Source organism: Streptomyces sp. NPDC057654 (assembly GCF_042800135.1).
GTDB lineage: Bacteria > Actinomycetota > Actinomycetes > Streptomycetales > Streptomycetaceae > Streptomyces.
Genome location: NZ_JBHVHQ010000125.1, coordinates 1 through 14,158, shown reverse-complemented (window position 1 = coordinate 14,158; position 14,158 = coordinate 1). Strand labels below are relative to the sequence as shown.

The window sequence follows — 14,158 nt, the reverse complement described above, 5'->3', positions numbered from 1 at the left end:
CCTTCGAGGGCATCGGCTACATCATCGCCGGGACCTTCCTCGTCGCCGCCATCCAGGAGGGCGTGCCGGGCCGGCTCGGCGGCGGCGCGTGGATCGTCGTCGGCCTCGCCGCCCTGCCCTCCTGCGCCGTGTGGACCCGGCTGGCCCGCCGCTGGTCCCGGCCCGCCCTCCTGCTCGCCGCGCTGATCATCCAGGCCGTCGGCATCGCGCTGCCCGCCGTCGCCGGCGGCCCCGTACCCGCCCTCGTCTCCGCGGTGCTGTTCGGCGCCACCTTCATGGGCGTCAGCACCATCGCCCTGTCGATCGGCACCCACCTGCGGGTGCCGCGCGCCGTGGCCCTGCTGACCGCCGGCTACAGCGCGGGCCAGATCCTCGGCCCGCTGCTCGCCGCGCCGCTGCTGAGCCACGGCTACCACCGGGCCCTGCTGCTGGGCGCCGTCATGGTCGCCGTGGCCGGGGCCGCCGCGGCCGCCGTCTGCGTCCGCTTCCCGCACCACCTCACCCCCGCGGCCCCGGCCGCCTGAACCGCACTTCGAGGAGCGCCCATGTCCACGCTGCTGACCGGACTCGGCATCGACCGCCCGATCCTCGCCGCGCCGATGGCCGGCGGACCCAGCACCCCCGCCCTGGTCGCCGGGACCGCCCGCGCGGGCGGCCTCGGCTTCCTCGCCGGAGGCTACAAAAGCGCGCAGGCGCTCGCCGGGCAGATCCACGCCGTCGAGGCCGAGGGCGTCCCGTTCGGCGTCAACCTCTTCGTACGCAACGCCGTGCCCATCTCCCGCGAGGAGTACGGGCGTTACGCGCGCGTGCTGCGGGAAGAGGCCGAGCGCTACGGGCTGGAGCTGCCCGGCGACGCACCGCGGGACGACGACGACCACTGGACCGAGAAGATCGAACTGCTGCGGGACCACCCCGTCCCCTGGGTCTCCTTCACCTTCGGCATCCCCGGCGCCGACGTCGTCGCGAGCCTGCGCCGGGCCGGGACCACCGTCCTGCAATGCGTCACCACGGCCGAAGAGGCGCTGGAGGCCGCCGACGCCGGGGCCGACGCGCTGATCGTGCAGGCCCCGGCCGCGGGCGGCCACTCGGCCACCCTGACCCCGGACCGGCCGATCGCCCCCGTCGCCCTGCCCGACCTGGTCACCGCCGTACGCGCCGCCACCGGCCTGCCGGTCGTCGCCACCGGCGGCATCGCCACCCCCGAGGACGCGGCGGCCGCTCTACGGGCGGGCGCGGACGCCGCCATGGTCGGGACCGCGCTGCTGCGCACCGAGGAGAGCGGGGCCTCCGCGCCCCACAAGGCGGCGCTGGCGGACCCCGCCTTCGACTCCACCGTCCTCACCCGCGCCTTCACGGGCCGCCCGGCGCGCGCCCTGCGCAACCACTTCACCGACCGGTACTCCGACCAGGCCCCGGCGGGCTACCCGGCCCTGCACCACCTCACCAGCGGGCTCCGCAAGGCCGCCACCGCGGCCGGCGACACGCGCCTGATCCACTTGTGGGCCGGAACGGGCTACCGGCAGGCCAGGATCGAACCCGTATCCCGCACCATCGAGCGCCTCTCCGGCCGTCTCTGACCCGTCTGCCCCGACACCGTTCTCCTTTCGAAGGGCTCCCCGTGCTGATCCGACGACACGTCCACGTCCGCGGCCTCGTACAAGGCGTGTACTACCGCGACACCTGCCGCCGCCTGGCCGACGAGACAGGCGTGAACGGATGGGTCCGCAACCTCCACAACGGCGACGTCGAAGCCGTCTTCGAAGGCGCGCCGGGCGATGTGCAGCGCCTGGTGGGCTGGGCGTCCGTCGGGCCCGGCGCCGCCGACGTGGCGGAGTGCAGGGCGGTCGCCGAGGAACCCGAGGGCGAGCGGGAATTCCGCGTCCTCGGCGACGCCCCGGCCGCGTAGCGCGAGCCGAGCACGCTCTCAGGACTCGTAGCGCCGGCCGGCCGGAGCGCGCGCCGCCCGTCAGGACTTGTAGCGCCGCTCCAGCGCCTCGTACTCGTCGCGGCGGACCAGCCGCTGGCGCTCCGCCCACGGGGCGAGCCGGTCCATGACCGGCGCGAGGGAGCCCGCGTCGCGCAGACCCGCCAGCACGGTCTGGGTGCCGAGAATGGCCCCCTGCATCGCGGCGTTGGCGTACAGGTGGACGGAGTACCCCATGGCCGCCAGTTCCTCGCGGGGCAGCAGCGGCGTCTTGCCGCCCTCGACCATGTTGGCGAGCTTCGGCACGTCCGGGACGGCCCGGCCCGCGGCGATCAGCTCGTCGCGGGAGTGCAGCCCCTCGATGAACAGCACGTCCGCGCCCGCCTCGGCGTACAGCGCGGCACGGTCGAGGGCCTCGTCGAGCCCGTGCCGGGCGCGCGCGTCGGTACGGGCGATGACGAGCGTGTCCGCGCTGCGCCGGGAGTCGACGGCGGCGCGGACCTTCTGGGCCATCTCCTGGGCCGGGACGACCTCCTGGCCGTCGAAGTGGCCGCAGCGCTTGGGGGCCACCTGGTCCTCCAGCTGGACGGCCGAGGCCCCGGCCTTCTCCAGTACGCGGACCGTGCGCGAGACGGCGACCGCGTTGCCGAACCCGGTGTCGGCGTCCACGGCGACCGGGATGTCCACCGCGTCGCTGACGGCCGCCACGTGCGCCGCCATCTCGGGCAGCGACACCAGGGCGAGGTCCGGCAGGCCGAGGTGGGTGTTGGTGACCCCCGCCCCGGTGACGTAGACCGCGCCGAAGCCGAGGTCTTCGGCGATGCGGGCGGTCAGCGCGTTGGCCACGCCGGGGAGGAGCAGTCCGCCCTCGGCGGCGATCAGTTCCCTGAAGGAAGGGCGGGCGGGGGCGTTCATCGGCCGAGTGCACCTTTCCGGCTGTGAGGTGTTCCGAGGTGTGCGAGGGGACGGCCGCCGATCGGGGGACGGCCCGGCTCTCATGTGGTGCGCCGGGGCGCGGTGTCGAATTCGGCGCCGCCGCCGAGGAGCCCGCCGCCCACGTCCTCGGCCATGACCGCCAGGATGTGGCGCAGGCTGTTGCTGATGTGGACGGCGGTCGCCTCGGCGGCCCGGGACTCGTCGCCCTCCTCGATCGCGGCGCAGATCGACAGGTGTTCGGTGACGGTCCGGAGCATGCGGGCCGGCCGGCGGCGCGCGATCTGCCGCAGCCGTTGCAGGTGCCCGCGCAGCCCGGCGAGGCTCGTGACGAGATACGGATTCCCGGCAACCTCGTCGACGGCCTTGTCGAGCCTGCCGATCAGCTCGTAGTAGCGGGTGTAGTCGCCGTCGGCGGGGCCGTCGCCCTCCAGCTCGGCGCGCTGCGTCTCGAAGTCGGCGCGCAGCGCGGCGAACCGGGCGCGGTCGGGCCGCCGGGCGCACAGCCGGGCCGCGTACGGCTCCAGCGCCTCCCGCATCTGGAAGAGGTGCACCACGTCCTGGAGCGCGATCTCGCTGACCTGCGCGCCCCGGCCGGGAGTCATCCGGATCAGGCCCTCGTGGGCGAGCCGCTGGATGGCCTGGCGCAGCGGCGTCCGGGAGACGGCGAGACGCTCGGCGAGCTGGACCTCGCTGAGATGCGCGCCCGGCGGGATCTGCCAGTGCACGATCTGAGATCGCAGCAGTTCGTAGGCCCGTTCGCTCTGTGACACCACGAAGTCCCCTCTGAAGCCCCGAAGCTCTTCATCTCTGAAGCCCGGATGCGGTGGCCGGATCTGTTGACATCGGCACGATGTTGACCGTACACCCTTGGGATGCAGACAAAAAACATTCTGTATACAGAGAAGGTGCGCCGGTGATCGGCGCGGCACCATCGACGCTGCCAGGGTTGTCGGGGCCGGATCAGTACGGCCGGGGACTCGACGGTCAGAGGTCCCCGGACCCCGTCAGGCGCCGCATCCTCTCCACGCAGGCCGCCCGGTTCTGGGCGCGGTAGAGGTCGAGCGCCTGCAACCGGACGGTACGGGCCCGGTCCCCGTAGCCCATGGCGTCCAGCGTCTCCGCGAGGTTGGCGAGGGTGTCGGCCTGGTCGTACGTGCCGCCGGACGCGGCGAAGAGCGCGAGCGCCTGCTCGTAATGGGCGACAGCGCTCGCCCAGCGCCCCCTGCGATGGGCGATGTAGCCCAGGCTGTCGAGCGTCGACGCCGCGTCGTCCGGCCGGTCGCCCCGGCGGAACAGCGCGAGGGCCTGCTCGCAGTGGGCCTGCGCCTCCTCGTACCGGCCCAGCCGCGCGCTCAGCCAGCCCACCGCGTTGAGCTGATTCGCCAGCCAGGCGGTGTTGCCGACGGCGGCGTACAGCGCCAGGGCGCGGGTCGCGTGGTCGAGGGCGCGCGGGCAGTCCTCCTTCTGCTCCCACACCCAGGCGACGGTGCGCGTGACGTGTGCCTGGCCGGCGGTGTCGCCGTCCCGCTCCACGAGGGCGAGGGCCAGTTCCAGGTGGTCGAGCGCCTCGGTGTGCTCGCCGCGCAGCGCGCGGGCGTGACCGGAGCGCCAGTGCGCCAGGGCCCGCGGGCCGGGCTCGCCGCTGTGGTCCTCGGCGGCGCACAGGGCCCTGCGCCACACCTCCTCGTACTCCTCCAGATGGTGGCCGCTGAGATGGAAGGAGATCAGCGCCCAGGCCAGCTGCCACACCACTGGGTACCGGCGCTCCTCGAAGGCGGTCGCCTGGGCGGCGAGCAGACAGGCGTGCTCGGCGGCGAACCACTCCAGAGCGGCGGCGGCATCGGCCGGCTCCCGCGGCGCGGCGCCCTCCACGGGCGGAGCGGGCGCGGGGCGGAAGGGGGTGTCGGGGCCGTCGAGCAGCCGGTTCGCGGCGAAGGCGGTGTGCAGATAGAAGTCGGTGACGCGGGTGAGCGCCGCCGCCCGGTCCGGCGCCGCGCCGCCCGCCTCGGCCGCGTACAGCCGCACGAGATCGTGCATCCGGTAGCGGCCCGGCCGCCACTGTTCGACCAGGTGCGCCTCCTCCAGCTCGGCCAGGAACCTCCAGGCCGTCGCGGGCGGCAGCCCGGCGACGCTCGCCGCCGCGTCCGTACCGATGTCCGGCCCCGGCGCGATGCCCAGCAGCCCGAACAACCGCCGGGCCGGGGCGGACAGGGCCTGCTGCGACGCGGCGAACACCGCGCGCAGATCCGCCGCCGTCCGCCCCTCGACGTCCAGCGCGTCGAGGCGGTGGGCCGCCGCGCCGAGCTCGTCGGCGAGCACGCCGAGCGGGAAGTCCGGGTGAGACACGGCCCGCGCGGCCGCGATGCCCAGCGCCAGCGGCAGCCCGCCGCAGTACGCGATGAGGGCCGCCACCGCCTCCGGCTCGGCGGCCACCCGCCGCTCGCCGAGGCGTCGTACGAGCAGCGCGCGGGCGTCGGCGTCGCCGATCACGTCCAGGTGCAGCAGGTCGGCGCCGTGGGTGGCGACCAGCGAGGTGAGGCGGTCGCGGCTGGTGACCAGCACGGTGCAGGAGGCGCTGCCCGGCAGCAGCGGCCGTACGTGCTGCGCGTCGCGGGCGTCGTCCAGCACCACCAGCGCGGTCTTGTCGGCGAGGACGCTGCGGTAGAGCGCGGACGCCGCCTCCGTGTCCACGGGGATCGCGTCGCGGCCCACTCCCAGCGCTTCGAGGAACTGGCGCACCGCCGCCGCCGGGGCCACGGGCGGCGACGACGGGTCGAAGCCGCGCAGATCGACGTACAGCTGTCCGTCGGGGAAGCGGTCCGCGTTGCGGTGCGCCCAGCACAGTGCCAGCCAGGTCTTTCCGATGCCGGCGAGGCCGCCGATCGCGGAGATGACGACGGTGCCGCCGGTCGTACGGTCGGTGCTTACCGCTGTGCGGCCGGCGAGGGTGCGGTCGAGCCGTTCCAGCTCGGGCAGGCGGCCCGTGAACGCGGCGGGCGGAGCGGGCAGTTGACGCGGTACGGGCACGGCGAGCGGTCCGGCATTCAGACCCGGACTCAGATCCAGATCCGGGTGGGCGGTGAGAATCCGCTGACGCAGCTGGCGCAAGGGCGGCCCGGGGTCGATGCCGAGCTCGTCGGCGAGGCGCGCCCGCGTGTGCTCGTAATGGCCGAGCGCGTCGGCCGTCCGGCCGCAGCGGTACAGGGCGAGCATCAGCTGCCCCGCCAGGCGCTCGTCGAGCGGGTACGCGTCCGCGGCGCCGTACAGCCCGGCGAGGAGCCGCGTGTGCTCGCCGAGGCGCAGCGCCACGTCGTTGCGTTCCAGCTGCGCGCTGAGCCGCTCGCGGACCAGGACCTCGCGCAGCGAGTTGAACCACGGGGTGTCCGCCGTGGCGAACGGCTCGCCGCGCCACAGCTCCAGCGCCCGCCCGTACAGCGCGTCGGCGGCCTTGTCGTCCCGCTCCGCGCGGGCGCGGGCGACGAGCCCGCGGAACAGGTGCAGATCGACGGCCGAGGCGTCGACGGACAGCCGGTAGCCGCCCGGCTCCCGGTTGATGCGGGCCGCCGTCCCGGAGGCGTCCGCCGCCTGGAGGATGCGCCGCAGCCGGGAGAGATAGCTGTACAGAGTGGTACGGAAACGCCGTGGCGGCTGCTCTCCCCAGACCCGCTCACCGAGCCGGTCGACCGGCACGGCCTGGTTCGCGTCGACGAGCAGCGCCGCGAGAACACACCGCTGGCGGGCGTGCCCGAGCTCGGCCGCCCTTCCCTCCAGCCGCAACTCGATATCACCCAGCAGCGCGAATCGTATGGTCACTTGATCCCCCGACCGCCATGACCAGCCGTGCTCCCACCAGTCTTCGGCCGCCGCCGACGGTTCGCCGGGCAATCCCCGGAACTGGGCCGAAAAGCGCCGCAAACCCGCCGCCGAACGCCGCCGGCCAGCCGATTCAAGGTCCCGTCAAGGTTTGTCCCCAGCCGGTCGCACAGAGTGGTCGCCGAAGACCGCGGCGGTTCCGGCCCGCCGCAGCGCCCCGTCCCACGGGGGTGGACAGGACGCTGCCGGGCCGGGGGACGGCAAGTCCGGGAAATACGGGGGGAAGCGACGATGGACCAGCGGTATCAGGAGTTCTGTCTCACGGATCCGGAGTTCTATGATGCGCCCGGATCGACCGACGGCACGGACGAGTTCGAGGTCCACCGGCGCGAACCACCGCCCGGCTGGCGGCGGATCGCGCTGGAGGGCTGGCGCTCCTACGTGCCGCCCGGCGCGCGGCTGCCGGCACAGGGCTGGAAGGTCCACGTGTCGGCGGTCGTGGGGAACGCCGACGCGGTGGCGGGCGACGTATGGGCGTACTGCGTCGCCCGCCTGCTGCCCTTCAAGGTCGTGACAGGCCCCCATGCGTGGGTGATGAAGAACTCCAAGTACGCGCCGCGCGCCGGAAGCGGGAAGCTGGCCACCCTCTACCCGGCGGACGAGGCCGAGTTGCTGCGGACCCTGGAGGAGCTCGGCGCGCTGCTCGACGGCCGGCCGGGCCCGTACGTCCTGAGCGATCTGCGCTGGCGGGAGGGGCCGCTCTATGTGCGCTACGGATCGTTCCTGCACCGCCCCTTCGTCGACGCCTCGGGCGTCGTCCACTCGGGCATCGAGAACCCGCGGGGGCAGTTGGAGGCCGACCCGCGGGGCCCGGTGTTCACAACGCCCGACTGGGCGCCGGTTCCCGGCTTCCTCCGGCCCGCGCTGGACCGGCGCGACGAGGTGACCGTCGACGACTTCCCGTACGAGATCGTGCGCGCCCTGCACTTCTCCAACGCGGGCGGTGTCTACGAGGCCAAGGACCCCGCCACCGGGCGGCGACTGATCGTCAAGGAGGCCCGGCCGCACGCGGGGCTGGACGCCGCCCACCAGGACGCCGTCACCAGGCTGCGTACGGAGCGCGACACCCTGCGCAGACTGAGCGGACTGCCCTGTGTGCCCGCCCTGGTGGACTACCGCGGGCTCGGCGAGAACGAGTTCCTGGTCGAGGAGTTCGTCGACGGCACCGCGCTCAACACCTGCTTCGCCCGTCGCAACCCGCTCGGGAACGCCGGGCACACCCGCGAGGGGCTCGCCGAGTACGGGCGGTGGGCGGAGCGCGCCGCGCACGCCGTCGCCTCGGCCCTCGACAGCGTCCACGCGCGCGGCATCGTCCACGGCGACCTGCACCTGTTCAACATCCTGATCCAGGAACGGGAGGACGGGCCGCGGGCCGTGCTCGTCGACTTCGAGGTCAGCCGGCCGGTCGGGAGCCCGCGCCGCCCCACCTTGGAGCACCCCGGCTTCGGCGCCCCGCCCGACCGGCAGGGATTCGATCCGGACCGCTATGCCCTGGCCGCGCTGCGGCTGGCCCTGTATGTGCCGCTGACCACGCTCGTACGGCTGCAACCGGCCAAGGCCGCGCACCTGGCGGACCTGGTCGCCGAGGCGTTCGGCGTGCCGCGCTCGCACTTCGACGCCTCGGTGACGGCTCTCGCGCCGACGCCCCCGCCGACCCCGACCCCGACCCCGACCCCGAAGCCGACGCGCGGCGTGCCGGGCGGGGCGCGTGCCGGCCTGGAGCGGGAGTGCGGCCGGATCGAGCTGGACGCGGCGCGCTGGCCGCGCGTGCGCGCCTCGCTGGCGGGGGCGATCGTCGAGAGCGCGACGCCCGCCCGTGCCGATCGCCTCTTCCCCGGCGACATCGGGCAGTTCACCGGCGTGGGGGGACTGAACCTCGCCCATGGCGCCGCCGGAGTGCTCTGGGCCCTGCGGGTGAGCGGCGCCCAGGAGTACGCCGAGGGGACCGACTGGCTGGCCCACCGCGTACGCCACACCCCCTCGCCCCTGCCGCCGGGCTTCTACGACGGAGCCCACGGCATCGCCCACGCCCTGTGGGAACTCGGCGACCAGGACGGCGCGCTCACCCTGCTGGAGCGCGTCGCGGGAACCGACCTCGGCGGGCTCGACCACAGTCTGTACGGCGGGCTGGCCGGAATCGGCCTGAACTGGCTCGCCTTCGCCCGGCGGCACGGCGACGCCGACTGCCTCCGGCGCGCCGAACGGACCGCCGCCCTGTTGCGCCGACGCGTCGAGGAGTGGCCCGAGCGGCTCTCCGCGGTCGGCCTGATGCGGGGGGCGTCCGGCCCGGCGCTGCTGATGTCCCACATGTACGAGGCGAGCGGGGACGTCGCCTGGCTCGACGCCGCGGCCGTCGCCCTGCGGCGGGACCTGGCGCGCTGCGTCCACGTCGCACGGGGCGGCCTGCACGTCGACGACGGCCGTCGCACCCTTCCGTACCTCCATGCGGGCAGCGTCGGCATCGGCTTCGCGCTGCGGCACTACCTGGCGCACCGCCACGACCCGTTCTTCGCGGAGAGCCTATGGGCGATCGGGCCCGCGTCCCGTTCCGGCTTCTATATCTTCTCGGGGCTCTTCGACGGCCGCGCCGGCATGGTCCTGTTCAACGCCGCCGCCGGTCCTGACGCGCCCGCACACGCGGTCGCGGAGCAGGTGCGCGGCCTGAACTGGCACGTGCTCCAGCGGCGCGGCCGTACGGCCTTCCCCGGCGACCAACTGCTGCGGCTCTCCATGGACCTGGCCTCCGGCGGCGCCGGGGTGCTGCTGGCCCTGGCGGCGGCGCACGGCGTGCGCCATGACGGCCGGCCGGTGAACCTGCCCTTCCTGCGGTGACCAAGCCCGCCTCTGCCTGAGCCGGCCTCCGCCCGAGCCCGCCCCATGAGCCTTCCGGATCGCCTGATCCGGAGGAAACCCAACAGAACAACAGAAGGAGAGACGTCATGAGCATCCACGACCTTCAGGGCCTGAAGCCGCCCGAGGAGTCCGAAGAGCGGATGGACAGCGAAGCCAGCTGGTGGTCCTGCGGTGACCACCGTCCGAGCCACATATCGCTCTTCGCCTGTGGCTGAGCGCCCGGCCGCCATCCGCTGAACCGCTGAGCGCAGGGCGTGAGGCCGACGGAAGCCCGCGAGCCTCACGCCCTTTCCGCGCCCGCCCGCACGCAGCCGGCCCGCGCCCACGCAAGGGGACTGATCCATGATCGACGACGCGTACGTGTCCTTCCGCGGCTTTCTCGCTCCGTTCCGTCTCCGCACGGCCCTGGCCGGCCTGCTCATCATGGTGAACGCGGGGATGGCCGTACTGCCCGCCTTCCTCGCCAGAGAACTCATCGACAAAGGCGTGCTGGCGGGCGACCTCACGCGGGTCCGCGTCCTGGGCGCGGCCCTGCTGGCCGCCGGGCTGCTCGCCGCCTGCGCCGCCCTGGGGGAGCGCCGGCTGGTGACCCGGCTCGCCGAGGATGTGACCGCCCGGCTCCGCTGCGACCTCTTCGCCCATCTCCAGCGTCAGTCCGCGGCCTTCTTCAACGGGGCGCGCTCCGGGGCGGTCGTCTCCCGGCTGCACGGCGATGTGCAGGGCGTCCACGACCTGATCGCCCGTACCCTCCGGACGGCCGTGTCGTCGCTGGTCGTGCTCGCCGCGGCCGGTGTGGCGCTGTCCGTCCTGGACTGGCGCATCGCCCTGGCCGCCGCCGCCCTGGTCCCGGTGGTGTACGCGCTGACCGCGCACTCCGGAGCGGTTCTCCGCGGGATCGCCCGCGACCAGCTCGACGCGACCGCGGACCTCGACTCGCTGGCCGCCGAGCGGCTCGGCGCGGGCGGCGCCGAGACGGTCAGGCTCTTCGGCGCGGGGCCGCGCGAGGCGGCCCGGTTCCGGCACGTCGCCGTGCGCCTGCGCGGAACCATGGTGCGCGGGACGCTCCTGGACGCCCGCGTCGGCGCCGCGCTGACCGTCGTGACCACCTCCGCCACGGCTGTCGTCTACGTCTGGGCGGGCACGATGGTCATCGGCGGCGCGATGTCCGTAGGCACCGTGGTCGCCATGGCGAGCCTGCTGACCGTCCTGTACGGGCCCATCACCGCGCTTCCCGTCTGCCGTCTGGACCTGGTCCGGGGCGTGGTCAGTTTCGACCGGGTACGCGAGATCATGCGCTTCGCCCCGTCGATCACCGACCGGCCCGGGGCCCGGCCCGTCGCGGGGAGCATGGTGTCGTTCACCGACGTCGCCTTCGCCTACCCCGCTCGGGCCGCCGGCGTCCCCGCGTCGCTCGCGCCGGCGCCGGAGGACCCGGAGGGCGGCGACTTTGCCGACGACCGCCCGCGCCCCGTGCTCGCACACGTCAGCTTCACGGCCGCACCGGGCATGTCGGTGGGCGTCGTCGGAGGCTCGGGGTCCGGCAAGTCCACCCTGGCCCGGCTGCTCAACCGCTCCTGGGAACCCACGGCCGGACGCGTCGAGGTCGGCGGGACGGACGTCCGGGAACTCACCCTGGACAGCCTCCAGCGCCACATCGGCGTCGTCACCCAGGAGCCGTACCTCTTCCACGGCTCCATCCGGGACAACCTTCGCCTCGCGCGAGCGGACGCCGACGACTCCCGGCTCCTGGCGGCCTGCGCGACGGCCCAGGTCCTGGACACGGTCCGACGGCTGCCCGAAGGGCTCGGCACCGTCATCGGCGACCGCGGCGTACAGCTCTCCGGCGGGGAGCGCCAGCGCCTCGCCATCGCCCGCATGCTGCTCCGCGAGCCGGAGGTCGTCGTCCTGGACGAAGCCACCTCGCACCTGGACAACGCCACCGAAAGCGCCCTCCAGGAAGCCTTGCGCCCCTTCCTGCGCGACCGCACCTGCCTGATCATCGCCCACCGCCTCTCCACCGTCCGGCACGCCGACCTGATCCTGGTACTGGCGGACGGAGAGATCGCCGAACAGGGCACCCACACCGAACTCGCACGCCGCGACGGCCCGTACCGGCGGCTCCTCGACGCCCAGTCGCCCCCACGCCGCACGGCCGGTCACGCCGAGCGCCTCCGTTCTCGTAGGCTGGATCCCATACGAGCACGCGTACGAGTGCGAGAGGGACAGGAGACCGAGGTGGCCGGGACGACCGTGGCCGAGGTGATGGCCGAGCTGGCCGAACTCGATGACCCGAAGGCGCGCAGGGTCAACGAGAAGCACGGCGACGACCACGGCGTGAACCTCGGCAAGCTGCGCGCGCTCGCGAAGCGGCTCAAGACGCAACAGGACCTCGCGCGCGGCCTCTGGGAGACGGGCGACACCGCGGCGAGGCTGCTGGCGACCCTGATCTGCCGCCCGAAGGCGTTCGGGCGCGACGAACTGGACGCCATGCTGCGCGAGGCGCGCACCCCCAAGGTGCACGACTGGCTCGTGAACTACGTGGTCAAGAAGAACCCGCACGCCGAGGAGGTGCGCCGGTCCTGGTCCGCCGACCCGGACCCGGCGGTGGCCGCCGCCGGGTGGGCCCTGACCGTCGAACGCGTGATGAAGCGCCCCGACGGCCTCGACCTCCCCGGCCTGCTCGACGTCATCGAGGCGGAGATGAAGGAGGCCCCGGACCGCCTTCAGTGGCAGATGAACTGCTGCCTGGCCCAGATCGGCATCGAGAACCCCGAGCACCGCGCCCGCGCCATCGGCATCGGCGAGCGCTTGCAGGTGCTCAAGGACTACCCGACGTCCCCGGGCTGCACGTCCCCGTTCGCCCCGACCTGGATCACCGAACTGGTCAGCCGAAAGCAGGAAGGGTAAGCGGTATCAGGGCCCCGCGGGTCAGGAGACAGAGGCCGGGGAGTCCCGCAGCGCGACACTGGCGTGGCTCTCCTGGAAGCTCTGCTCCGATACGAGCGTGAGCCGGGCCGTGGACTGGAACTCGGGCAGGGTGGCGGAGCCGCAGGAGACCATCGTGGTCCTGAGCTTGGCGACGGTCTGGGCGAGCCCTTCGCTGAGGTCGCCCGCGTAGGGTACGCAGCCGTCGACGCCCTCCTCGAAGACCAGCCCCTGCCCTCCCTGGCCGTAGCGCTGCCAGTTGCGGGCCCGGTTCGAGCCCTCGCCCCAGTACTCCTTCACGAAGCCGTCGCGGGTGGGCAGCTTCGCGCCGGCGGCCTGGTCGAAGCGGGCGAAGTAGCGCCCCATCATGACGAAGTCGGCGCCCATCGCCAGGGCGAGGGCCACGTGGTAGTCGTGCACCAGCCCGCCGTCGGAGCAGATCGGCACGTACTCGCCCGTACGCTCGCGAAAGGCGTCACGGGCGGCCGCGACGTCGAGCACGGCGCTGGCCTGGCCGCGGCCGATGCCCTTCTGGTCCCGCGTGATGCAGATGGAGCCGCCGCCCACCCCGACCTTGACGAAGTCCGCCCCCGCCTCGGCGAGGAAGGTGAACGCCTCGCCGTCGACCACGTTGCCGCCGCCGGCCGGGATCTCCGGATAGTGCTTCTTCACCCAGGACAGCGCCTGCGCCTGCCAGTCGCTGTACCCGTCCGACGAGTCGAAGCACAACGCGTCCACGCCCGCCTCCAGCAGTGCCGGAACGCGCTCCTGGTAGTCGTGCGTGTTGACGCCCGCGCCCACTCGCAGCCGCTTGGCGGCGTCCACGGTCTGATCCGGGAAGCGCTTGTTGTCCGCGTAGTCGGAACGGAACACCAGATACTGGAGACGCCCCGCGGCGTCCAGCACCGGGAGGCAGTCCAGCCGCTCGTCCCACAGCCGCGCGTTCGCCTCGGACAGCGTGGTGTCGGCCCCGGCGCACACCAGGTCGTCGACCGCCGTCATCCGCCCGCCGACCGGCCCGCTCAGATCGTGGCGCTGCGGATGGAAGTCCCGCGAGGTCACCAGCCCGAGCAGCCGCCCGGCGGCGCTCCCGTCGTCGGTGACCGCGGCGGTGCTGTGACCGGTGCGGCGCATGACATCGACCAGGAGGCCCAGACTGTCGTCGGGCCGTACGTTGGTGTCGCTGGTGACGAACCCGGCCTTGAAGTTCTTCACCTGGCGGACCGCCGCGGCCTGTTTCCGAACCGGCTGATTGTGGTGCACGAAGCCGAGACCGCCATTGCGCGCCAGCGCGATCGCCAGCTCGGGCGTGCCGACGGCCTGCATGATCGCGGACGTGAACGGCGACTGGAGCTCGATCGCCGCCCCCTCACCCGCGATATGCCGGACGAGAGGCGTCCGCAAATCCACCGTCGCAGCCGAGCAGTCCGTCCGTGTCCGGTTCGGCAAGAGCAGGAATTCGTTGAACGTCCGTGAGACCTCGGCGATGATCTGTGCCACTCGTTCCTCCTGACCCGTTGAACGGGGTGCGGTCGTGACGTGGCACCTTATCGACTGATCAAGCCATGGCACGAATCGCGCCATCACCGGACAGACGAGCGCAACCCAACCGATAAGCCTTCCCGAGGCAGTTGGCAGATGGCGAGG

10 protein-coding genes are annotated in these 14,158 nt (G+C 73.5%); 6 read left to right on the top strand and 4 right to left on the bottom strand.

Features of this window, described 5'->3' with window-relative positions; genetic code table 11:
• From ACFU99_RS12950 to ACFU99_RS12940, 3 genes are all read left to right on the top strand, one after another.
• On the top strand, window positions 1-524 hold a 524-nt coding region (locus ACFU99_RS12950), incomplete at its 5' end, for a YbfB/YjiJ family MFS transporter (RefSeq protein WP_384390031.1).
• A gap of 21 nt (window positions 525-545) precedes the next feature.
• Window positions 546-1,577: a nitronate monooxygenase gene (locus ACFU99_RS12945; protein ID WP_384390028.1), complete on the top strand. Its 1,032-nt coding sequence runs from the start codon at window positions 546-548 to the stop codon at window positions 1,575-1,577.
• 44 nt (window positions 1,578-1,621) lie between these two features.
• The gene (locus tag ACFU99_RS12940) at window positions 1,622-1,906 is read left to right on the top strand and encodes an acylphosphatase (RefSeq protein ID WP_384390033.1); all 285 of its coding nucleotides are present in this window, start codon (window positions 1,622-1,624) and stop codon (window positions 1,904-1,906) included.
• Window positions 1,907-1,966: 60 nt separating this feature from the next.
• Here ACFU99_RS12940 and ACFU99_RS12935 read toward each other — a convergent pair whose 3' ends face one another.
• From ACFU99_RS12935 to ACFU99_RS12925, 3 genes are all read right to left on the bottom strand, one after another.
• Window positions 1,967-2,839: an oxaloacetate decarboxylase gene (locus ACFU99_RS12935; protein WP_384390025.1), complete on the bottom strand. Its 873-nt coding sequence runs from the start codon at window positions 2,837-2,839 to the stop codon at window positions 1,967-1,969.
• Window positions 2,840-2,919: 80 nt separating this feature from the next.
• Window positions 2,920-3,633: a GntR family transcriptional regulator gene (locus ACFU99_RS12930; protein ID WP_384390023.1), complete on the bottom strand. Its 714-nt coding sequence runs from the start codon at window positions 3,631-3,633 to the stop codon at window positions 2,920-2,922.
• Window positions 3,634-3,844: 211 nt separating this feature from the next.
• Window positions 3,845-6,673, bottom strand: a complete 2,829-nt coding sequence (locus ACFU99_RS12925; protein WP_384390020.1) for a BTAD domain-containing putative transcriptional regulator — start codon at window positions 6,671-6,673, stop codon at window positions 3,845-3,847.
• 291 nt (window positions 6,674-6,964) lie between these two features.
• Here ACFU99_RS12925 and lanKC point away from each other — a divergent pair, with 291 nt between their 5' ends.
• The 3 genes from lanKC (at window position 6,965) to ACFU99_RS12910 (ending at window position 12,493) form a co-directional block, all read left to right on the top strand.
• On the top strand, window positions 6,965-9,565 hold the full coding sequence (gene lanKC / locus ACFU99_RS12920) for a class III lanthionine synthetase LanKC (protein WP_384390018.1): 2,601 nt from the start codon (window positions 6,965-6,967) through the stop codon (window positions 9,563-9,565).
• Between the two features lie 107 nt (window positions 9,566-9,672).
• Complete coding sequence (locus ACFU99_RS12915) at window positions 9,673-9,801, top strand: SapB/AmfS family lanthipeptide (protein WP_384390015.1); 129 nt, start codon at window positions 9,673-9,675, stop codon at window positions 9,799-9,801.
• 127 nt (window positions 9,802-9,928) lie between these two features.
• A complete protein-coding gene (locus tag ACFU99_RS12910; protein WP_384390011.1) occupies window positions 9,929-12,493 on the top strand; it encodes an ABC transporter transmembrane domain-containing protein in 2,565 nt (854 codons plus the stop codon).
• 21 nt (window positions 12,494-12,514) lie between these two features.
• On the opposite strand, the gene ACFU99_RS12905 is transcribed toward ACFU99_RS12910, so the two are convergent.
• Complete coding sequence (locus tag ACFU99_RS12905) at window positions 12,515-14,011, bottom strand: IMP dehydrogenase (RefSeq protein WP_384390008.1); 1,497 nt, start codon at window positions 14,009-14,011, stop codon at window positions 12,515-12,517.
• Window positions 14,012-14,158 lie beyond the last annotated feature (147 nt).

Coding starts and splice junctions, on each gene's coding strand:
- ACFU99_RS12910 (WP_384390011.1), top strand. CDS start 9,929: ATGATCGACGACGCGTACGTGTCCTTCCGCGGCTTTCTCGCTCCGTTC.
- lanKC (WP_384390018.1), top strand. CDS start 6,965: ATGGACCAGCGGTATCAGGAGTTCTGTCTCACGGATCCGGAGTTCTAT.
- ACFU99_RS12935 (WP_384390025.1), bottom strand. CDS start 2,839: ATGAACGCCCCCGCCCGCCCTTCCTTCAGGGAACTGATCGCCGCCGAG.
- ACFU99_RS12915 (WP_384390015.1), top strand. CDS start 9,673: ATGAGCATCCACGACCTTCAGGGCCTGAAGCCGCCCGAGGAGTCCGAA.
- ACFU99_RS12945 (WP_384390028.1), top strand. CDS start 546: ATGTCCACGCTGCTGACCGGACTCGGCATCGACCGCCCGATCCTCGCC.